This is a genomic window from Aquabacterium parvum, from assembly GCF_001447195.1.
GTDB classification, from domain to species: domain Bacteria; phylum Pseudomonadota; class Gammaproteobacteria; order Burkholderiales; family Burkholderiaceae_C; genus Aquabacterium; species Aquabacterium parvum.
In genome coordinates, this window is record NZ_LFRI01000341.1 from 59,424 (window position 1) to 78,972 (window position 19,549).

The window sequence follows — 19,549 nt, forward strand, 5'->3', positions numbered from 1 at the left end:
CGCATCGTAGACCAGAAATCACCTGGCCGAAACCCCTGTCCGAAAGCCCCATCTGACAAGAAAACCAGTCAAAAGGCAGAATGCCGACCATGCAGTTGATACCATGGTCCCACCCCACCAGCGCCGGCTTCACCTTGCGGGGCTGGCACAGCGCCCCCAGCGGCCGCCCCTTGCTCCACTTCCTGCACGGCAACGGTTTTTGTGGGCGCACCTACGAACCCATGCTGCAGCAGCTGGCTCAGCACTTTGACCTGTGGCTGTCCGACGCCCAAGGCCACGGCGACAGCGACCATGGCGGCAAGTTCGTGGGCTGGAATCGCAGCGCCGACCTGGCCGTCGAGGCCCTGAAGGCACAAGGAGCTGCGTTTGCCGGCGTGCCCTGGTTCGCCGCAGGCCACAGCTTCGGTGGCGTGCTCACCAGCCTGATCGTGGCCGAGCACCCCAAGCTCTTTCGGGCCGCCGTGCTGCTTGACCCGGTGCTCTTCACGCCGCCCATGCTGCTGGGTGCCTCGGTGGCCGAGCTCACCGGCGTGATGCGGCACACCCCGCTGGCCAGGCAGGCGCGCGGCCGGCGCGATCAATGGGCCAGCCGCGATGAAGCCCGCGCCAACCTCACCGGCCGCGGCACCTACAAAGGCTGGGCCGACGAGGCCATGGAAGCCTTCCTCACCCACGCCCTGGTCGACGCTGAAGGCGGCGTGCGCCTGAAATGCCGTCCCAGCCGCGAGGCCGAGATCTTCGGCTCCATGCCCGATCGGCTCTGGTCGCTGCTGGCCAGGGTGCGCACGCCGGTGCACGTGCTGCACGCCGAGCACACTTTCCCATTCGTGAGCGAGTCGGTCGCGCGCTGGACGAACCTCAATGACCATGTCAGCGCCCAGCAGGTGCCAGGCGGCCATTGCTTCATGCAGGAGCGCCCCGCCGAGGCCGCCGGGTGGGTGTCCACCGAGTTGCTCGCCCGCCTCGACGCGGTGTCTGCCTGAGGCCCAGGCCCAGGGCTCGCGATCAACGGCAATCGCTTGAATTGAGGCGCTTGCCTCCCGTTGTTCGGCTGGCGCCGGTCGGGCGTCTCGGCGCACCATCTCAGCCATGAAGCTGCCCGACGCATGCCTGCCCGATCGCCTTGACTCGGAACCGCCCGCTCCCGGCCCTGTCCGGCGGCACGAGCGCTTGCGCACCGCCTTGCTCTCGGCGGTGGTGCTCGCTGGCATCGGAGGCTTGAGCCTTGCTGGCTGCACCCTGCGTCCCTTGCACCAGCAGCGCGAAATCCAGATCGACAGCGTCACGCTGAGCAACGAGGCCTCGGCAGGCGTCGGTGGCACGCCCTTTTGCCTGCACCTGCGGCAGGACAACCAGTTCTACGTGGCCTACAGCCGCAACCACGTCGAGGCATGGGTCACCGATGGCCGCTGCACCGACAAGGGCCCCGAGCGCGCCGTGGACGCCATCCGCCTGAATTGGCGAGCCGACCTGCGTGACGCCCAGGAAGGCCGTCAGTGCATGCAGACCGAGCGCTGCACGCACACCGAGAACAACGTGATCGAAGGCAAGTTCCTGCGCTGCACCACCGCCGCCGCCCGCCAGGGCAACCAGGCGGCCTACATCTCCAGCGACGAAGTGCGCTGCAACTGAGGCCTGAGCACAGAGGTCCTGACGACACCGGTTCCAGGACCATTTGAGGGCAAGGACAGCCCGACCTCGCGTCCAGGGCGACAGCTGCTGGCAGACTTGGCGGCTCGCCGCGACCGCAACGATGCCCATCCGAGGGCTCACCGCCATGCCCCCTGTCCAGCCCCCGACCCTCCTGCCGGCCGCCCAGTTCGCCCAGGCCTGTGAGGCCCTGCCCCTGGTGTCCATCGACCTGGTGCTGACCGACGAAAGCAACCGTTTGCTGCTGGGCCTGCGCCGCAATGCCCCGGCGCGCGGCTGGTGGTTCACCCCCGGCGGTCGCATCCGCAAGAACGAGCCACTGGCAGCGGCCCGCCGCCGCATCGCCGCCGAAGAACTGGGCCTGCCCGAAACCACAGTGCACCGTGCCACGCTGATGGGCGCCTGGGACCACTTCTACCCCGACAGTGCGTTCAACCCCGATGTGTCCACGCACTACGTCAACCTGGCCTTGTGGCTGCCCCTCACGCCCGAGGAGGTGGCCTCGCTCAGCTTGCCCCGGGGCGACCTAGAGCAGCACACATCCTGGCAGTGGATGCCCCTGACGCAGGCCGCGCTCGACGAGGGCGTGCACGCCCACGTGCGCGTGTACGCCGCCTGGGTGCTGGGCGACAAGCGCGTGGCGGGCGGCCTGGTGACCTGAGCGGGTCATGAGCGAGTCCGTTGCCGTGTCCCAAACCCTGCTCGACATCGCGTCGACGCTGCCGACCGTGCCTGGGGTCTACCTCTTCATGGGCGACGGCCCCCTGCCGCTGTACATCGGCAAGAGCGTCAACATCCGCTCACGGGTGCAGCAGCACCTGCGCAACCCGCAGGAATCACGCTGGGTCAAACACAGCCACCGCATCGAGCACATCACCACCGCAGGCGAAGTGGGCGCCCTGCTGCTCGAAGCCCAGCTCATCAAAGCACGGCAACCCCTGATGAACCAGCGCCTGCGTCGCAACCGACAGCTTTGCGCCTTGCGCTGGACGGGGGGCAAGCCCGAGGTGGTGCACGCCCGAGACGTGGACTTCGCCACCACCGCAGCCCTGCACGGCCCCTTCGCCAGCAAGCACGGCGCCGAGGCCCTGTTGCTCGAATTGGCCGACGAGCACCGACTCTGCCTGGCCTCGCTCGGGCTGGAGCACACAGTCAAAGGTCGCCCATGCTTTCGCTCTGCGATCGGCAAATGCGCCGGGCTGTGCCGGGGCCACGAAACCCAGGCCGAACACGACGCACGCCTGGGCGCCGCCCTGGGGCGGTGGCAACTGCGCTGCTGGCCCTACCCAGGCGCCGTGGCCCTGGTCGAGAGGCGACCTGGTGCCTGCGACCACCTGGTGGTCAAGAACTGGTGCTTCCTGGGGCGGGCCGACAGCCTGGAGGAGGCCCGGAGCCTGCAACAGGTGGCAGCGGGGTTCGATGCTGATGGCTACAAGATCTTGTGCGCGCCGATGTTCAGGGGGGATGTGGAGATCGTGGAGCTGGGTCAGCCAAGGCACGGCTCCAGTTGACGGGTCTCACAAGCAACGAAGCCTCGGAAAAACCGAGGCTTCTGGATGGGGTTGGTGCCGGAGAAAGGAATCGAACCCTCGACCTTCTCATTACGAATGAGCTGCTCTACCGACTGAGCTACACCGGCACACGTGACACAAACCTCACGGCTTGCTGCACAGCCCGCAATCATACCCGGTTTCGGCCTCGTTCAAACAGCACCCGCGTGATCGTGGTGACGGGTCACGGGTCAGGCGTGCATCCACCCGATTACACCCTGAGACGCCTCTCACTCGCCAGAGACGCCTTGGCCGCACCAAACCGGCGCATCCCGGCATAACCTCCGGACGCCAACAACCCACGCTGGAGGAGAACCCATGAACCACGTCCGCACCTTGGTGGCCACCGTCGCCATGGCCCTGAGCGCCCTGTCTCACGCCCAAAGCACCCCCGTCCCGGGCACCGACCCGGGCACACCCTCCACCGCCATCGACGCGAAGTCCGAGCCTTACCTCATCGTCACACGCGTCGACGCCCGCAAGTGCGCCTACCCCGTCTGCGGTGGTTACTTCGTCAAGGCGGTCAACAGCCCCGTCACGCGCTGCGCCGACGGCAAGCTGGCCAAGGAATGCCACGCGGTCGAGCTCGACACCCGCGCCCTGGGCTGGAGCGACGAGCAACGAGCCACCTTCGAAGCCTCATTCAGCCAGGGCAAGGCCCTGGTCAAAGGCGCCATCGAACCGCAACCTCGCGGCCTCTACACCGGCGAGGTGCTGCGCGTGAGCGAGGCCTGGCAAGCACAGGGCAGCAACAAGCGTCCGCTGGGCACCTTCTTCAGCTTGAAGAACAACGGCATCGTGTGCATCCAGGCCCCCTGCCCTGCGTTCGGTTTGCAAACCCTGAACCGCACCAGCACCGAGCGCAGCATCGACACCGTCGACTTCAGCACGGCCCGCGCTCCCGACACGGCCGTGCAGGCGGCCTGGCAAGCCCTGGAGAATGGCCCCATCCTCGCGGCCGGTGCCGTGGTGCGCTTCCCAGGCTTCAGCCCCACAGGCGCCAACGTCTACGCCCACAAGCTCGTGACCAGCGAGTTCTACCTGCCTGCCAAGCCCTGAGCCCCGCCTCGGTCAAGTCCCCATGAAAAAGCCCGCCAATTGGCGGGCTTCGTCGTTCATGTCACGGCGCTGCGATCAGGCCGCAGGCGCGGGCAGGCTCACTGCGCTTCGCGGTGGTACGAGGTCACGATGTCGACCTCGTTCTTCGAGCCCAGCATCACGCTCACGCGCTCGTGCAGCTGCTTGGGCTGGATCTCCATGATGCGCTGCGTGCCATTGGTGGCCACGCCACCGGCCTGCTCGACCAGGAAGCTCATGGGATTGGCTTCGTACATCAGGCGCAGCTTGCCGGGCTTGTTCGGCTCGCGCTTGTCCCAGGGGTACATGAAGATGCCGCCGCGGGTCATGATGCGGTGCACGTCGGCCACCATGGCGGCCACCCAGCGCATGTTGAAGTCCTTGCCGCGCGGGCCTTCCTTGCCGGCCAGGCACTCGTCGATGTAGCGCTTGACCGGGGCGGCCCAGTGGCGCATGTTCGACATGTTGATGGCGAACTCCTTGGTGTCCTCGGGGATGCGGATGTTGTCTTCCGTCATCACCCACGAGCCCTGCTCGCGGTCGAGCGTGAACATGACAACGCCCTGGCCAACGGTCAGCACCAGCGTGGTTTGCGGGCCGTACACGCAGTAGCCAGCGCACACCTGGGCGGTGCCGGGCTGCAGAAAGCTCTCGTTGGTGACCTCGCCGCCCTGGTGCTTGAGCACTGAGAAGATGGTGCCGATGCTGACGTTGATGTCGATGTTGCTGGAGCCATCGAGGGGATCGAACAGCAGCAGGTATTCGCCCTGCGGGTAGCGGTTGGGTACGGCGAGCATGTCGTCCATTTCTTCGGACGCCATGCCGGCAAGGTGACCGCCCCATTCGTTGGCTTCGATGAGCACCTCGTTGGCGATCACGTCGAGCTTCTTCTGGACTTCGCCCTGCACGTTCTCGCTGCCGGCGGTGCCCAGCACGTCACCCAAGGCGCCCTTGTTGACGTTGATGGCGATGCGCTTGCAGGCGCGAGCGACGACTTCGATGAGCAGGCGCAGCTGCGCCGGGATCTGGGCTTCGCCGCGCTGCTGCTCGATCAGGTACTGCGTGAGGCTGATGCGTTTGGTGGACATGGTGGTGTCTCGGGTGAAATGAAAAAGGTTGCGGGCTCGATTCAGTCCTGCAGCGCGCGCGTGATGATCTCGCGCACGTCGTCGGACAACTCGCCGCGGGCGGCCACGCGCTTGAGCGCTTCTTCGGCGGCCGTGCGGTAAGGCTCGGCCAGGCGTCGCCAGTGGTCGAGGGCGCGGGCCAGGCGGGCGGCCAGTTGCGGGTTGATGGCGTCGATCTCGATGACGCGGTCGGCCCAGAACACGTAGCCGGCCGCATCCGTGCGATGGAAGGCCGCAGGGTTGTTCTGGCACAGCGCCATCAGCAGGCTGCGGGCGCGGTTGGGCGTGCGCAGCGTGAAGTCGGGGTGCAGCATGAGCTGCTTGACGCGGGCAAAGACCTGGCCGTCCTTCTCTGGGGCCATGGCCTGCAGCGTGAACCACTTGTCGATGACCAGGGCCTCGTCACGGAACAGGGCGTGGAAGCGCTTGAGCGCGTCTTCGGCCAGCTCGGCATGGGCCGCCACCAGGGCCGAGAGCGCCCCCAGCCGGTCGGTCATGTTGTTGGCGTCCTTGAAGCGCTGGAAAGCCTTGCCCACCCAGATCGGGTTGTGGCGCGACACGCCGTCGAGCGTCAGCATGGCCAGGGCCAGGTTGGCGAGGGCTCGGCGGCCAGCGCTCACGGCGTCGGGCGAGTAGCCGCCCAACTCGGAGTTGGCCTCGTAGGCCACCACCCAGTCGTCGTGCAGGGCGTGGGCGAGTTGCACCTTCAGGCCCTCGCGCACCGCGTGGATGCGCTGCGGGTCGATCACGTCGAGCTGCTCGGCCACATAGGCCTCGCTCGGCAGGGTCAGCACCAGCTCCTTGAATGCGGCGTCCAGCTCGGTGTGGCGCAACACACCGCGCATGGCGTCGACGAAACGCGCGTCCAGCTCGACGTGGCCCGAGCCCTTGACCGCGTGCAGGATGCGGCGCAGCGCGAGCTTCTGAGCGGCTTCCCAGCGATTGAAGGGGTCCAGGTCGTGGCTGAGCAGGGTGAACAGCGCGTCGTCGCCCAGCTCGGTCTCCAGCACCACAGGCGCCGAGAAGCCGCGCAGCAGCGATGGCACCGGCTCGACGGGCACGTGCACGAAGGTGAAAGTCTGCGAGGGCTCGGAGAGCACCAGCACCGTGTCGTGGCCGATCGGGTCGAGCTGGCCTTCGAGGTGCAGGTTGATGTGACGGCCATCCACGCCCGTCAGGCCCATGGCCACGGGGATGACGTACGGCAGTTTTTCGGGCTGCCCGATGGTGGCCGCGCAGCTCTGGCTCAGGGTGAGCGTGTAGATGCGGTTCTCGGCGTCGTACACACCGTGGGCCTGCACGCGGGGGGTGCCAGCCTGGCTGTACCAGCGCTTGAACTGGTCCAGGCGCGTGGCCAGCTCGCTGCCCGGGTTGGCATCCGCGATGGCCTGGGCGAAGTCGTCACAGGTCACGGCCTGGCCGTCGTGGCGCTCGAAGTACAGGGCCATGCCCTTGGCAAAGCCCTGCTGGCCCACCAGCGTGTGCATCATGCGCACGACCTCGGAGCCCTTTTCGTACACGGTGGCCGTGTAGAAGTTGTCGATGGCCAGGTAGCTGTCCGGGCGCACAGGGTGAGCCATCGGGCCCGCGTCTTCAGGGAACTGCAACTGGCGCAGGGTGCGCACGTCTTCGATGCGCTTGACGGCCCGGGCGCTGGGGCTGCCGGCCATGTCCTGGCTGAACTGCTGGTCGCGGAAGACGGTCAGGCCTTCTTTGAGCGAGAGCTGGAACCAGTCGCGGCAGGTCACGCGGTTGCCGGTCCAGTTGTGGAAGTACTCGTGGGCGACGACGCTTTCGACGTTGCCGAAGTCGACGTCGGTGGCGGTGGCCGGGTTGGCCAGCACGAACTTGGTGTTGAAGATGTTCAACCCCTTGTTCTCCATGGCGCCCATGTTGAAGTCGCTGACCGCCACGATCATGAAGCGCTCGAGGTCCAGGCTCAGGCCGAAGCGGGCTTCGTCCCAGGCGATGGACGCGATCAGCGAGTTCATCGCGTGCTCGGTCTTGTCGAGGTCACCGGCGCGCACGAAGATCTGCAGCAGGTGATCGCGGCCCGCGCGGGTGCGGATGCGCTGCTCGCGGCGCACCAGGTCGGCGGCCACCAGGGCAAACAGGTAGCAGGGCTTGGGGTGCGGGTCGACCCACACGGCGAAGTGCTTGCCGCCTTCCAGCACACCTTCGTCGATCAGGTTGCCGTTGGACAGCAGCACCGGGTACTTGAGCTTGTCGGCCTTGAGGGTCACCTTGAAGGTGGCCATGACGTCAGGGCGATCCAGGAAGTAGGTGATGCGGCGAAAGCCCAGGGCCTCGCACTGCGTGAAGAAGCCGCCGCTGCTGGTGTAGAGACCTGAGAGCTGCGTGTTCTTCTCGGGCGCGCAGGTGGTGCGGATTTCGAGGTGGAACGGCTGCTGGGGCAGGTTCTCCAGCACCAGCTGGCCACCCTCGGTGCGGAAGGACACGGGCTCGCCGTCCACCAGCACGCGGGTGAGGTTGATGTCCTCGCCATCCAGGCGCAGGGGCGCACCCGGCTGCATGGGGTTGGGCTCGACGGTCATCTTGTTGATGACCAGGGTCTTGGCCGGGTCCAGGTCAAAGGTCAGGTCGACCGTCTTGATCCAGAACGCCGGTGCCGCGTAGTCTTCGCGGCGGATCAGCTGAGCGCTGCCTTCACGCATGGGTGGGCCTCTCGTGTGGGAGTCGGTTCAGGTTCAGGTCAGATGCCTTGCTTGAGGCTGGCTTCGATGAAGGCATCGAGGTCGCCGTCCAGCACCTTCTGGGTGGCAGAGATTTCGACGTTGGTGCGCAGGTCCTTGATGCGGCTGTTGTCCAGCACGTAGGAGCGGATCTGGTGGCCCCAGCCCACGTCGGTCTTGGTGTCTTCGAGCTTTTGCTGCGCTTCCTGGCGCTTGCGCATCTCGAAGTCGTACAGGCGCGAGCGCAGGCGCTTCCAGGCCACGTCGCGGTTGCTGTGCTGCGAGCGGCCGTCCTGGCACTGCACCACGATGCCGGTCGGGATGTGCGTCAGGCGCACGGCCGAGTCGGTCTTGTTGATGTGCTGACCGCCGGCGCCCGAGGCGCGGAAGGTGTCGGTGCGCACGTCGGCCGGGTTGATGTCGATCTCGATGGAGTCGTCGATCTCCGGGTAGACGAAGATCGAGGCAAACGACGTGTGGCGGCCACCGGAGGAGTCGAACGGCGACTTGCGCACCAGGCGGTGCACGCCGGTTTCGGTGCGCAGGTAGCCGAAGGCGTAGTCGCCTTCCACCTTGATGGTCGCGCTCTTGATGCCGGCGGTGTCGCCCGGGGTTTCTTCTTCGACTTCGGTCGAAAAACCCTTGCGCTCGCAGTAGCGCAGGTACTGGCGCAGCAGCATGGAGGCCCAGTCGCAGGCTTCGGTGCCGCCGGCGCCGGCCTGGATGTCGATGAAGCAGTTGCTCGGGTCGGCCGGGTTGCTGAACATGCGGCGGAACTCGAGGCCTTCGACGTCGGCCATCAGGGCCTGAACGTCATCGGAGATGGCCTGCAGGCCGTCCTGGTCGCCCTCTTCCTTCGACATTTCGTACAGCTCGCCGTTGTCGGCGAGGTTGCGCGTCAGGTTGTCGATGACGACGACGACGTCTTCCAGCGACTTTTTTTCCTTGCCCAGGGCCTGGGCGCGCTTGGGGTCGTTCCAGACGGCAGGGTCTTCGAGTTCGGCGTTGACTTCGGCGAGGCGGCGGGACTTTTCATCCCAGTCAAAGATACCTCCGAAGCTCAGCGGTGCGCTGAGTCAGGTCGGCGATCTGGGTGCCCAGGGCGTTGATGTGTTCGATGTCCATGTGAATCCTGCAGGCATTGGGACGCGCACCTGGCGCATCCGAAGCAAAAACGGGGCCGCAAACGAGCGGAAAAACGGCCGAAGGGTGGTCCGCACGGGCTGGGGCCAGGGCGGGCAATCCATCATTTTCTCACGCTGTGGCAGCGTCGGCTGCGCCCAGGAAACCAGCGAGGTGCAAGGCCAGCTCTTCGGGCTGGTCATGGTGCAGCATGTGGCCGGCCTGGTCCAGGGTTTCCATGCGGCAGTCGGGCACGACTTTGAGGCGCTCGAGGAAATCCTCTCGCTTGTAGTTGCCCTTGAAGAACATGAAGTACAGCGTCTGCGCGCCCTCGACGAAGAGCATCGGGCAGCGGATGTTGCGCATGAAGGCCAGCACCTCTTCCACCCGGTAGAGGAAGGGCTGCGGGCGCTTGTGGGCCGCGTCGGCGTTGATCACCCAGCGGCCGTTCTCGGCCCGGGCCCAGTACCCGGCCAGCCACAGCGCGAACTCGGGGCGCAACAGCGGGTTGTTGGCTTGCAGGCGCTTGGCCACCGCTTCGAGGCTGTCGTAGGCCTTGAGCTGCACTGGCTCGCGGATCTCGTCGAGCCACTTGATGTAGCGCTGCGGGGCCTCGTCCGGGGTGGTGGCCGGCATGCCGAAGCCTTCGAGGTTGACCAGGCTGCGGATGCGCTCGGAGCGCACGCCCGCGTAAAGGGTGACCACGTTGCCGCCCATGCTGTGGCCGAGCAGGTCCACCGGGTGGTCGGGCGAGAGCTGGCGCAGCAACTCGTCGAGGTCTCCCAGGTAATCGGCAAAGAAGTAACAGTCGGACGGGCCTGATTCGCTCTGGCCGAATCCGCGCCAGTCCACCGCCACGATCGGGCGCTCGGCCCACCCGGGCTGGCGGCGCAGCGCGTCCACCATGAACTGGAACGAGGCGCCCGTGTCCATCCAGCCGTGCATGAGCACCAGCAATGGCTGCTCGGGCGTGGCCTTGGCGAGCTCGCCCCAGACGGACAGGTGCAGCCTCAGGCCGCGCACCTGGCGGAACTCGGAACGCGCGGGGTGGAGGGGGACGTAAGGGACAACAGCGCTCATGGGGTGGTGGGTGTTTGCCGGATGTGAAACCGCATCGGGGAAACCCGGTGGTTGACGCGCACGTCATCACCGAAGCTCGCCACGCATCATCGCCGATCCGGGGGCTTTTTCACCTAAGCTGTCGGGTCTTTCCGACTGACCCGGTCGGCCCCTGCCCACACCCCGTGTAGTCACCTGCTTCGCCTGCCGTGAGCGCCGTGATCCCAACAACCGAGCCCACCTCCGGCGCCCCTGGCCTGCCCCCGACGCCCGCTCTGGGGCGCTTCGGGCCGCTCGCGTTCTCGGTGGCTGCCATCGCGGCCATCAGCATGGGGCTGATCGCCTGGTCGCATGTGGGCTGGAACCGCCTGCAGCAGCGGGCTCATGCCTTCGACACGCGACTGCTCGAAGCCCGCCAGGAAGCTCGCCACACCCGTTGGTTGCACACGCTCTCCAGCGCGACAGCCATCCCTGTGGACTCGCTGACGGCACCGCTGCACCGCGCCGAAACCGTGTTGGTGGGCCTGCAGGACCAGGCACCGGAGATCACGCAGCAGCCACTGCAACGCGCTCGCGAATCACTTCAACGCGCTGCGTCCGTGGCACACGACCCCAAGGCCCTGCTCGCGGCCCTGCAGGTGGTCGACCAGACCCTGGACCACACCACCACCCAGTGGGAGGTCGCGCTTGATCAGGCCACGCGCGACCAGCATCGCCTGGACCGCCTCAACGTCGGCCTGGTCGGTGGCCTGACCTTGCTGCTGCTGACCCTCATGGCCCGTGCTCACCGCCAGCGCGAGCAAGCCATCCGCAAGCTGGGCACGCGCGAGGCCCAGCTCACCGCCTTCGCCGAGGCCCTGCCCGACCTGGCGTTCCGCATGGACTCGCAAGGCCATTACCTCGACATCTACGGCAACAACCTGCCGCTGCTGGGGCGCCCCGTTGACGAGCTCATCGGCCGCCGCCTGCACGACCTCTTCCCCTGGGAGATGGCCGAGCGCTTCCTGGGCGTGCTGCGCCAGAGCCTGGGCACGCGGCGCTCGCAAACGCTGTCTTTCTCGGTGCCCGTCAACGGCAGCTTGCTGCACTTCGACAGCCGCTGCGCGCCGGTGGGCGAGACCGACCAGGTCGTCTGGATGATCTGGGACACCACCGCGCGCCGCCAGACCGAACGCCGCTTGCGCCGCAAGACGCGCATGTACGACTTCCTCAGCCACGTCAACCAGGCCATGGTGCGCTCCCAGGGGCTGCCCACCTTGCTGACCCACGTGTGCGACGTGGCGGTGCAGCACGGCCAGTTTCGCAAGGCCTGGGTGGCGCTGTTCGACGACCCGGCGCAACCGAGCTCGCTGCGCTGCACCGCCGAGTCCGGTGACCCGCGCCCCGGCCGCACCCAACTCGACTTCGAGCTGCCTCCCAGCTCGGACAACGACCACCTCACCCGCAGCCTGCGCGAAGGCCTGACCTACCGCACCGCCTTGCTCGACACCCACGCCAGCGCACCGGCCTGGGTTCACGAAGCCGTTCAGGCCGGCTCTCCTGGCTGCGTGATCGTGCCTCTGAGACAGGAGCAGGTCCTCATCGGCCACCTGATCCTGCTGGGCAAGCGCGTGGACGACAGCGACCCCGACGAGCTCGCGCTCTTCCAGGACCTGTCATCCGACCTGTCCTTCGCGCTGACGATGCTGCACCGCGAAGCCCTGCGCAACCAGGCCGAGCAGCGCATTCGACTGCACGCCGCCGCGCTGGAAAGCACCCAGGACGGCATGATGGTGATGTCGCTCGACGAGGGCCTCGTGTCGGTCAACCCCGCCTTCACCAGCCTGACCGGCTACGAGGAGCACGAAGTCATCGGCCGCACGCCCGAATTCCTGCTCACCGACCAGCCCGCCGAGACCTTCGCGAGCTTTCGCGACGAGATCATCCGCCGCGGCCACTGGCAAGGCGAGATCTGGTTCAAGCACCGCGACGGCGAGCCCTTCATGACGCAGCTCTCGCTGAGCGCCGTGCACAGCACCCAGGGCGAGCCCACGCACTTCGTCGGCGTGTTCACCGACATCACCCCGCTCAAACAGACCGAAGAACGCCTGGCCCGCATGGCCCACTACGACCCGCTGACCGAGCTGCCCAACCGCGTGCTCATCCGTCAGCGCCTGGCCCACGCCATCAACCTGGCGCAGCGCCACCACACGCTGGTGGGCGTCATCTTCATCGACTTGGACAACTTCAAGACCGTCAACGACGGCCTGGGCCACGCCGCCGGCGACAGCCTGCTCAAGCAGGTGGCGCAGCGCCTGAGCCTGCGCGTGCGCCAGGAAGACACCCTGGGCCGCCTGGCCGGCGACGAGTTCGTGCTGATCCTCGAACACCTGCGCCACCCACAGCAGGCGGGCCTCGTGGCCGCCGCCATCCTCGAAACGCTGAGCCAGCCCTTCACACTCGACGGTGGCCAGCAGGTCTACGTGCGCGCCTCCATCGGCATCAGCATGTACCCCGACGACGGCCAGGACGAGTCCGAGCTCGTGCGCAACGCCGACGCGGCCATGTACGACTCCAAGCGACGCGGTCGCAACGCGTTCAGCTTCTACACGCAGTCGTTCACCACCGACGCCACCGAGCGCCTGCGCCTGGAGACGCTGCTGCGCCGTGCCGTAGAAGAAAGCGCCTTCACCCTTCACTACCAGCCCATGGTGCGCCTGCGCGACCGCCGCGTGACGGCCGTCGAGGCCCTGGTGCGGCTGGCGCCCGCCGCCTATGACGGCCAGGCCTCGCCGCTCGGCCCCAACCAGTTCATCCCGGTCATGGAAGAGACGGGCATGATCGAAGCCCTGAGCGAGTGGGTCATGGAAGAAGCCTGCCGCCAGGGCCGCGCCTGGCTCGACCAGGGCCTGGACTTCGGCCGCATGGCCATCAACCTGTCGCCAGCCGAAATCCGCCGGGGCCGCGTGGTCGAGCGCCTGACGGCCATCCTGGCGCGCACCGGCCTGCCGCCCGAGCGCCTGGAAATCGAGATCACCGAAAGCGGCCTGATGGAGTCCGGCGCGAGTGTCGAGCAGTTCCTGCAAAGCCTGCACAGCATGGGCGTGCACCTGAGCATCGACGACTTCGGCACCGGCTACTCATCGCTGGCCTACCTCAAGCGCTTCCCTGTGCAGCAGCTCAAGATCGACCGCAGTTTCGTGCAGGACCTGCCCAGCAACGACAGCGACGGCCAGCTCGTCAGCACCATGATCTCGATGGCGCGCGGCCTGAAGCTGCACGTGGTCGCCGAGGGCGTGGAGATGCCCGACCAGGAAGCCTTCCTGAGCAGCCTGGGCTGCGACGTGGCCCAAGGCTTCCTCTACAGCCGACCGGTGCCGGCCGAGCAGATCGCGGCCATGCTTTCGCGCAGCTGAACGGCGCAACAGCGCGACAAAAAAGCCCCCACAGCAGGCTCGCCAGCAAAAAAAGCACGATCGTTCGATAATGCCTGCTCTGCAGTCATTCGCCACCGAGCGCACCATGAGCGACACCACCACAGCTTCTGTCATCACCCCCCTGTCACAGCTGCTGTCGAGCCGCCAGCGCCTGGATGCGCGGGCGCCCCGCATCCGCTTTCATGTCACCCCCGACTGGCAGCAAGGCCGCACCACCTTCGGCGGCTTGCTGTCGGTGCTGGTCGTCCAGGCCATGCGCGACGCGTGCGGCGCCGACTGGCCCCTGCGAGCCCTGCAGACCAATTTCGTCGGCCCGGTGGCACCTGGCGCCTTCGACGTCGAGGTCACCCTGCTGCGCCAGGGCAAGAACATCCGCCAGGTGCAGGCCCGCGTGACCCAGCCCGATGCCAACGGCGTCGAACAAACCGGTGGCGTGCTGCTGGGGGTGTTCGGCACAGGCCGCGAGTCGGGCCTGCCCGAGCTGCGCCCCACGCAACAGCCCGCGGCCAAGGACATCGGCAGCGCCTTCCAGTGGCCTTACGTGCCCAACCTGACCCCTGCTTTCACGCAGCACCTGGAGTTCCGTCAGGCAGAAGGCGGCTTGCCATTCACCGGCTCCGACGAATGGCACAGCCGCGTCTACACGCGACTGAACGCCGTCGAAGGCGTTGACAGCGAGCTGCAAGCAGTGATGCTGGCCGACGCAGGCCCCACTCCGGCGCTGGCCCGCCTGCGAGGCTTCGCCCCGGCGTCTTCGGTGTCCTGGGCCCTGGAGCTGCGCCCCGTGACGGTGGGCGACGCCACAGGCTTTTGGCGCATGGACAAGGAGGCCCTGGCCACCGGCGAAGGCTACGTCAACGAAAAGACCACGCTGTGGACGCCCGAGGGGCAGATGGCCGCCCTGGGCTACCAGGTCGTTGCGGTGTACGGCTGAACATGACCGAGCCCGTGGCCACACACGACGGCGCCACCCGCCGGGGCCCGGCCTCGCTCACCGAGCTGTTCGTGGCCTTCACCTTGCTGGCCCTGCAGGGCTTCGGCGGGGTGCTGGCCGTGGCCCAGCGCGAGCTGTGTGAACGCCGGGACTGGCTGACGCCGCGCGAATTCATCGACCTGCTGGCCACCGCACAGGTGTTGCCTGGGCCCAATGTCTGCAACCTGTCGCTGATGATCGGCGACCGATTTTTCGGCTGGCGCGGCGCCTGTGTGGCCCTGGCCGGCATGATCGCTGCCCCCATGGCCCTGTTGCTGATGCTGGCCTGGGGACTGGGGCACGCCAGCCAGGCCCCGCAGACCGCCGGCTGGATCCGTGGCGCTCTGACCGGCATCGCAGCCGTGGCCGCGGGCCAGATCATTGGAACGGTCCTCAAACTGTCAGCACCCTTGCGCGAGCACGAGCTGGGTGCACCGGCCTGCGCGGCGCTGGCCGCCATCGCCTTCGCTGGCATGGTTTGGTTGCGCTGGCCCCTGCTGTGGGTTTTGCTGGGCCTGGGCGGCATCACCTGCCTGGCCACCTGGTTCATCCTGCGCCGCCGGGCCAACCCTGGATCCGCCGGCCCAGATGCCACCGGGCGCGGCGACACCCTCGGCGAACATCGGGGCAAGGACCCCAAGGACCCCGCATGAGCGACTGGACACAGCCCCTCCTGCAAGCCATCGAGCAGGCCTGGCGCCAGCACGACGCCTGGTGGACCCTGTTCGGCCATTTCCTGGCCTTGTCGCTGATGTCGATCGGCGGGGCCATCACCCTGGTGCCCGACATGCACCGCCGCCTGGTCGAGGGCGACCACCTGCTCACCGACGCCGACTTCACCGGCTCCATCGCCCTGGCGCAAGCCGCGCCCGGCCCCAACGTGCTTTTCGTGGCCCTGATGGGCTGGCACAGCGCGGGCCTGGGTGGAGCGCTGGCAAGCATGCTGGGCATCATGCTCCCCTCCACCACATTGGCCCTGGCGGTGTCACGCTGGGTGGCCACCCGCCGGGACTGGCTGGGGGTCCGCGCCTTCCAGGCCGGCATGACGCCTGTCACCGTCGGTTTGCTGCTGGCCACCGGCTGGCTGCTCATGCCCCATCCCGGCGAACACCTGCGAGCCTGGCTGCTCGCTGTCGCCGTCGCCATCGTCGTCTGGCGCACCCGCATCCGGTTGTTCTGGCTGGTGGGCGCTGGCGCCTTGCTGGGCGGCCTTGGCTGGGTCTGAAGCCGCTTCTTCCACGCACCTTGCTCCGAGCACCTTGCCCAACGCCATGCCCAACTCACCCGACATCGACATCCAGCACCAGCCTGAACAAGGCCGATTCGAAGCCACGGTCGAGGGCTTGCGTTGCGAGCTCGACTACCGGCTCAGCCCCGGGCGCATGCACATCACCCACACGGGCGTTCCCAGACCGCTCGAAGGTCGAGGCATCGCTGCGGCACTGGTCCAGCACGCCTTGCGCTGGGCGCGCCAAGAGCAGCTGAAAGTGGATCCGGTGTGCAGCTACGTGGCCGTGTACCTTCGGCGCCACCCGGAGTGGCACGACCTGCGCTGAAGTCCATCGGCCACTTGGCTCAACAGAGCGCGGGCATCGCACCCCCGGCTGCGATCGGCTCAGGAGCCCGGGGCACCCGCGCGCGCACCCGTCGTGCGACGGCGTTGATCTACGTCCTGGGCCTGATCCAGCGCCTGCACGAAAGCAGCCTGCAGACGCCAAGCCGCCTCGGCATCGGCCCCCAGTGACGACACCCGCACGAGCAGGCCATCGTCGATGCCCCGCCCTTTGATGCCTGCCGCGATCTGGTCGAGCTTGAAGCGGACCTCATCGGTGACAAGCTGATCGCCCAACAAGCGCCAATAGGTGATGGGCTCTTGCCGATCCGGCATGGTTGCCACCAGGCGCTTGACCGGCAAGACATGCCCGGGCAAGTCGACCTGCCCAGCGCTGACGGGCCCCACCTCGAAGCCTCCGGCCTTGTAGCAAACCTCCGGTCGGTGCATTTGCAAGCCCACGGACTGCTGGCGGCCATAGGCGACGGACAGCATGACGCGCTCGCCAGCCGGGTTCACGTACACGCGCTCGAGCACCTGGTCGTACATCTGGAACTTCTTGGCCTGCTCGAACGCTGGCCGAACAAAGCCCACCGACACCGGATCCGGTTGCCACTCGCCCACGCGCTGCGGAAACAAGGACTCCAGGGGCACCAGCGCGCGAGCATTGGCTTGAGGAGAGGCTTGAGGTTTACCCAACTGGGCCAGCCCCGCCGCAAGCAACAACGAAGCCGCCAACAACCACAAACGGGTGACCGACGTGGCGCCAGCCGCCTGATCGCCACCGACCGCCCCTGATGCAAGCACCCCGGGGGATGAGGCCACGTTCGCCGAGGGCCGTGCAGGCAGGTCTGGCCAGATCCAGCCCAGCACCCAGTCAACGGTGGCCATCAGGGCCAGGGCCAGTGCAAAGAGCACGATGCCCGCGAAATCGTGGATGAACCCCTGACCCGCCGCGTCACCAAAGTGATGGGTGACCAGCACCAGGATCATCACCCTGAGCACGTTGGCCACGAAGGACACCGGCACGGCCATGATCGCCAGCCAGATCGTGCGCCAACGCGAGGTGTGCCCGGCCAGGTGGCTGTAGAGCAAACCCATGGCCTCGAGGATGAACATCGAGTGCAGGCCAGCGCAGGCCTCGGCCACCAGCAGCTGATATTGCCCCACGGTCAGCACCACACCGCTGCGCCCGATGGGGTAGCCCACACCGGAGAGGATGCCCGCCGCCAGGGCCGACACCGCCTCTTTCAAAGGCGCGGTCAGCATCAACACCAGCCCGAAAGGCAAAGGCATCGCGAACAGGCAGAACAGCCAAGCGAACCACGTGCGGCGCAAACCCGCCCAGCCCCTGGCCAGCCAGGTCAACACCATCGCCAACCACCACACCGACAGCAACTCGATGCGGATGAATTCCTGCGAGCGCCCGAAGACATAGGCCAGCACACCCAGCCCCCAGGCGAGCCAGAACCAGGCTGGCCAGGGCCCCTGCGCGGGGCGATCTTCAGGATGGCGGTGCCGCCACACGAGCCATCCGGCCACCGTGAGCAGCAGCAACTCGTGACCCTGGCTGAAGCCGGACCACACGCCAAAGAGGAAGTCCCAGAGCGTGGGGGCCGCCAGGCACAACCACCCCAGGATCAGGACCGGCAGCCCGGCACGCCCCAACTGCATGGCACAAGCCCTCAAGGCTGAGGGACGGGCGAAGCGGCCTCAGAGGCCCCCGAAGCGGCCGTCCCAGCGCTCGCTGCAGCAGCCGACGTGGCTTTCCGCTCGATCTTCGCCTCATCGCGCAGCTTCTTCATGCCTTCCTGGACGGCTTGCTGGCGCGCCTGGCGCACCAACGCAGCTTGGATGGCGGGTTTGGCCTGGGCCAGCAGCATTTGAGCTTCTTCAGCGGCGATCAGCGTCCAGACCACCACCGCGTCACCACGGGTGGAGGCCAGAGAGCGCCCAACGGGCAACTGCGCCAGCTTGGGCAACCAGTCCATGGGCACGTTCTCTGCAGCCACGGTGACCCGTTGAGAGGCCTTTCGCAAGCCCTTGGCCGTCAAGTGCAGGTTCAGCGCTTCCAGGTTGGCCAGGGCCGGCAACTCGCGCACGAGTGCATCGGCTTCGCTCGCCGAGCCTGGCCTGACCACGGTTTCTTCCAGCTGATACACCTTGCGCTGAGCAAACAGCTCAGGGTGCTCGTCGTAGTAGTTGTTGATCGCCGCCGTGTCAGGCAAGCGGGCCTTTTCAGCAAGCTGATCCTGGAACGCCCGAGCCAACACCTCGCGCTGCGCCAGCGCCAGCGACTGGATCACCTGCGGCTGCTTGTCGAGGCCAGCTTTGGCAGCGGCCTGGGCCGCCAGTTCCTGCTCGATCAACACGTCGAGGGCGCGGTCGGCCGCCTTCTCGCCCCATTGCGCCGCGACCCCAGGCTGGGCTCGCAGCAAGGCCTGAACCTGGTGAACGGAAATCTCGCCTTGGTTGACCTGCGCCGCGATTTGCGAATCCACCGCACCTCCCGCGCCGCCGCCGCGGTTGCAGCCCGCCAACGTCAGCATCGCCACCAGGCTCGCGCCCAGCACCAACCGCCCCTTGCTCCATCGCACCATGTGCTTTCACCTCGTTGCCATGACAGCTTGGCATCTTGTCACATGGTGGATCCGGTTGCTCGGCGTCACGATGCGAAGAGCCAAAGAAAAACGGGCCCGAAGGCCCGTTTCATCGATCATCTAACCCGAATCAAGCTTGTTGCTTGCGGCGACGCAGCATCAGGCCCACGCCAGCCAGGCCCACCAGCGTCATGGCGACGTCGGAAGCTTCAGGGGCGGGAGAGGCCACAGCGGTGGTCGAGATCTGACCGGCGTAAGAAGCCGTGTCCCACGAACCTGCACCCAGGGTCACGTGACCATTGACGGCCAGCGAGTAAGTGCCGGCGGTCAGGCCAGAGAACGTGAAGGTGTTGTACTGGGGGACGTACAGGTCGTAGTCCAGCACGGTGACCGGGCTGGCGGTCGTGCCCTTGTAGAGGATCAGGCTGGTGATGTCCACATCGCGGAAGTCGATGAAGGCGCGGAACGTGCTGGCGTCGTTCGTGGTAACGCCCACCGAGCCGTTGCTGGCGATGGAGAAGGTGTAGACGTCGCTGAAGTCCAGCGACTTGTTGAACGTGTTGCCGAAGTTCGTCGGGGTGGACGAGAGTTGGCCGAGGTTCGTGGTGGTGGTGACCTGGGCGAAAGCCGAAGCCGCCAGGACGGTGGAGGCGACGACGCCACCGAGGAACTTGTGCAGACCGTTCATTGTTCTTCTCCCGAAGGAACTGTTGATGGGTGAACGATATCG

Annotated in this window: 17 protein-coding genes and 1 tRNA gene; 10 read left to right on the forward strand and 8 right to left on the reverse strand. The window is 67.0% G+C overall.

The genetic code is table 11. The features are described 5' to 3' along the window. Positions 1–89: 89 nt before the first annotated feature. The 4 genes from ABG80_RS11730 (at position 90) to ABG80_RS11745 (ending at position 3,161) form a co-directional block, all read left to right on the forward strand. Complete coding sequence (locus tag ABG80_RS11730; RefSeq protein ID WP_058088151.1) at positions 90–983, forward strand: alpha/beta hydrolase; 894 nt, start codon at positions 90–92, stop codon at positions 981–983. Between the two features lie 106 nt (positions 984–1,089). Next, a complete protein-coding gene (locus tag ABG80_RS11735) occupies positions 1,090–1,632 on the forward strand; it encodes a hypothetical protein (RefSeq protein ID WP_058087834.1) in 543 nt (180 codons plus the stop codon). A 145-nt stretch (positions 1,633–1,777) separates the two neighbouring features. Then, entirely contained in the window at positions 1,778–2,311 is a 534-nt protein-coding gene (locus tag ABG80_RS11740) for an NUDIX domain-containing protein (RefSeq protein WP_083506089.1), read from the forward strand. A gap of 7 nt (positions 2,312–2,318) precedes the next feature. After that, positions 2,319–3,161, forward strand: coding sequence for a hypothetical protein (locus tag ABG80_RS11745; RefSeq protein ID WP_058087836.1), 843 nt, complete (start codon positions 2,319–2,321; stop codon positions 3,159–3,161). 52 nt (positions 3,162–3,213) lie between these two features. On the opposite strand, the gene ABG80_RS11750 is transcribed toward ABG80_RS11745, so the two are convergent. After that, a tRNA-Thr gene (locus ABG80_RS11750) sits at positions 3,214–3,289 on the reverse strand. A gap of 229 nt (positions 3,290–3,518) precedes the next feature. Here ABG80_RS11750 and ABG80_RS11755 point away from each other — a divergent pair. Then, entirely contained in the window at positions 3,519–4,259 is a 741-nt protein-coding gene (locus ABG80_RS11755; RefSeq protein ID WP_058087837.1) for a DUF6748 domain-containing protein, read from the forward strand. Positions 4,260–4,357: 98 nt separating this feature from the next. Here the strand turns inward: ABG80_RS11755 and ABG80_RS11760 are convergent, their stop codons facing one another. The 4 genes from ABG80_RS11760 to ABG80_RS11775 all read right to left on the reverse strand — a co-directional run bounded on the left by ABG80_RS11760 (position 4,358) and on the right by ABG80_RS11775 (position 10,299). Further along, on the reverse strand, positions 4,358–5,365 hold the full coding sequence (locus ABG80_RS11760; RefSeq protein WP_058087838.1) for a class 1 fructose-bisphosphatase: 1,008 nt from the start codon (positions 5,363–5,365) through the stop codon (positions 4,358–4,360). Positions 5,366–5,406: 41 nt separating this feature from the next. Then, on the reverse strand, positions 5,407–8,079 hold the full coding sequence (gene pepN / locus ABG80_RS11765; protein ID WP_058087839.1) for an aminopeptidase N: 2,673 nt from the start codon (positions 8,077–8,079) through the stop codon (positions 5,407–5,409). A 38-nt stretch (positions 8,080–8,117) separates the two neighbouring features. Further along, positions 8,118–9,222, reverse strand: a protein-coding gene (gene prfB, locus ABG80_RS11770) for a peptide chain release factor 2 (protein WP_152987604.1) whose coding sequence is annotated in 2 segments (ribosomal slippage) — positions 8,118–9,140 and positions 9,142–9,222 — 1,104 coding nt in all. Because the reading frame shifts where the segments join, the coding sequence is not laid out codon by codon here. Positions 9,223–9,351: 129 nt separating this feature from the next. Next, positions 9,352–10,299 carry an alpha/beta fold hydrolase gene (locus tag ABG80_RS11775; protein WP_058087841.1) on the reverse strand — a complete coding sequence of 316 codons (948 nt, stop codon included), beginning with the start codon at positions 10,297–10,299 and terminating at the stop codon, positions 9,352–9,354. Between the two features lie 188 nt (positions 10,300–10,487). On the opposite strand from ABG80_RS11775, the gene ABG80_RS11780 reads away from it, so the two are divergent. The 5 genes from ABG80_RS11780 (at position 10,488) to ABG80_RS11800 (ending at position 16,223) form a co-directional block, all read left to right on the forward strand. After that, positions 10,488–13,673 (forward strand): EAL domain-containing protein, encoded by a 3,186-nt coding sequence (locus tag ABG80_RS11780; RefSeq protein ID WP_058087842.1) that lies wholly within the window; start codon positions 10,488–10,490, stop codon positions 13,671–13,673. Positions 13,674–13,779: 106 nt separating this feature from the next. Beyond that, positions 13,780–14,628 carry an acyl-CoA thioesterase gene (locus ABG80_RS11785; protein WP_160322533.1) on the forward strand — a complete coding sequence of 283 codons (849 nt, stop codon included), beginning with the start codon at positions 13,780–13,782 and terminating at the stop codon, positions 14,626–14,628. Positions 14,629–14,642: 14 nt separating this feature from the next. Beyond that, on the forward strand, positions 14,643–15,320 hold the full coding sequence (locus ABG80_RS11790; protein WP_235513836.1) for a chromate transporter: 678 nt from the start codon (positions 14,643–14,645) through the stop codon (positions 15,318–15,320). Next, entirely contained in the window at positions 15,317–15,892 is a 576-nt protein-coding gene (locus ABG80_RS11795; RefSeq protein ID WP_058087844.1) for a chromate transporter, read from the forward strand. Before ABG80_RS11790 ends, ABG80_RS11795 begins: the two co-directional genes overlap by 4 nt. Before the next feature lie 46 nt (positions 15,893–15,938). Continuing rightward, positions 15,939–16,223, forward strand: a complete 285-nt coding sequence (locus ABG80_RS11800) for a GNAT family N-acetyltransferase (RefSeq protein WP_058087845.1) — start codon at positions 15,939–15,941, stop codon at positions 16,221–16,223. A gap of 59 nt (positions 16,224–16,282) precedes the next feature. On the opposite strand, the gene ABG80_RS11805 is transcribed toward ABG80_RS11800, so the two are convergent. From ABG80_RS11805 to ABG80_RS11815, 3 genes are all read right to left on the reverse strand, one after another. Further along, entirely contained in the window at positions 16,283–17,893 is a 1,611-nt protein-coding gene (locus tag ABG80_RS11805; protein ID WP_058087846.1) for an exosortase C-terminal domain/associated protein EpsI, read from the reverse strand. 11 nt (positions 17,894–17,904) lie between these two features. After that, a complete protein-coding gene (locus tag ABG80_RS11810; protein WP_058087847.1) occupies positions 17,905–18,819 on the reverse strand; it encodes an EpsD family peptidyl-prolyl cis-trans isomerase in 915 nt (304 codons plus the stop codon). Between the two features lie 130 nt (positions 18,820–18,949). Continuing rightward, positions 18,950–19,507 (reverse strand): FxDxF family PEP-CTERM protein, encoded by a 558-nt coding sequence (locus ABG80_RS11815; protein WP_058087848.1) that lies wholly within the window; start codon positions 19,505–19,507, stop codon positions 18,950–18,952. Positions 19,508–19,549: the final 42 nt, after the last annotated feature.

Bases quoted from the DNA above. Each gene is read 5' to 3' on its own strand.
- ABG80_RS11730 (WP_058088151.1), top strand. From the start codon at position 90: ATGCAGTTGATACCATGGTCCCACCCCACCAGCGCCGGCTTCACCTTG.
- ABG80_RS11735 (WP_058087834.1), top strand. From the start codon at position 1,090: ATGAAGCTGCCCGACGCATGCCTGCCCGATCGCCTTGACTCGGAACCG.
- ABG80_RS11740 (WP_083506089.1), top strand. From the start codon at position 1,778: ATGCCCCCTGTCCAGCCCCCGACCCTCCTGCCGGCCGCCCAGTTCGCC.
- ABG80_RS11745 (WP_058087836.1), top strand. From the start codon at position 2,319: ATGAGCGAGTCCGTTGCCGTGTCCCAAACCCTGCTCGACATCGCGTCG.
- ABG80_RS11755 (WP_058087837.1), top strand. From the start codon at position 3,519: ATGAACCACGTCCGCACCTTGGTGGCCACCGTCGCCATGGCCCTGAGC.
- ABG80_RS11760 (WP_058087838.1), bottom strand. From the start codon at position 5,365: ATGTCCACCAAACGCATCAGCCTCACGCAGTACCTGATCGAGCAGCAG.
- pepN (WP_058087839.1), bottom strand. From the start codon at position 8,079: ATGCGTGAAGGCAGCGCTCAGCTGATCCGCCGCGAAGACTACGCGGCA.
- ABG80_RS11775 (WP_058087841.1), bottom strand. From the start codon at position 10,299: ATGAGCGCTGTTGTCCCTTACGTCCCCCTCCACCCCGCGCGTTCCGAG.
- ABG80_RS11785 (WP_160322533.1), top strand. From the start codon at position 13,780: ATGAGCGACACCACCACAGCTTCTGTCATCACCCCCCTGTCACAGCTG.
- ABG80_RS11795 (WP_058087844.1), top strand. From the start codon at position 15,317: ATGAGCGACTGGACACAGCCCCTCCTGCAAGCCATCGAGCAGGCCTGG.
- ABG80_RS11800 (WP_058087845.1), top strand. From the start codon at position 15,939: ATGCCCAACTCACCCGACATCGACATCCAGCACCAGCCTGAACAAGGC.
- ABG80_RS11805 (WP_058087846.1), bottom strand. From the start codon at position 17,893: ATGCAGTTGGGGCGTGCCGGGCTGCCGGTCCTGATCCTGGGGTGGTTG.
- ABG80_RS11810 (WP_058087847.1), bottom strand. From the start codon at position 18,819: ATGGTGCGATGGAGCAAGGGGCGGTTGGTGCTGGGCGCGAGCCTGGTG.
- ABG80_RS11815 (WP_058087848.1), bottom strand. From the start codon at position 19,507: ATGAACGGTCTGCACAAGTTCCTCGGTGGCGTCGTCGCCTCCACCGTC.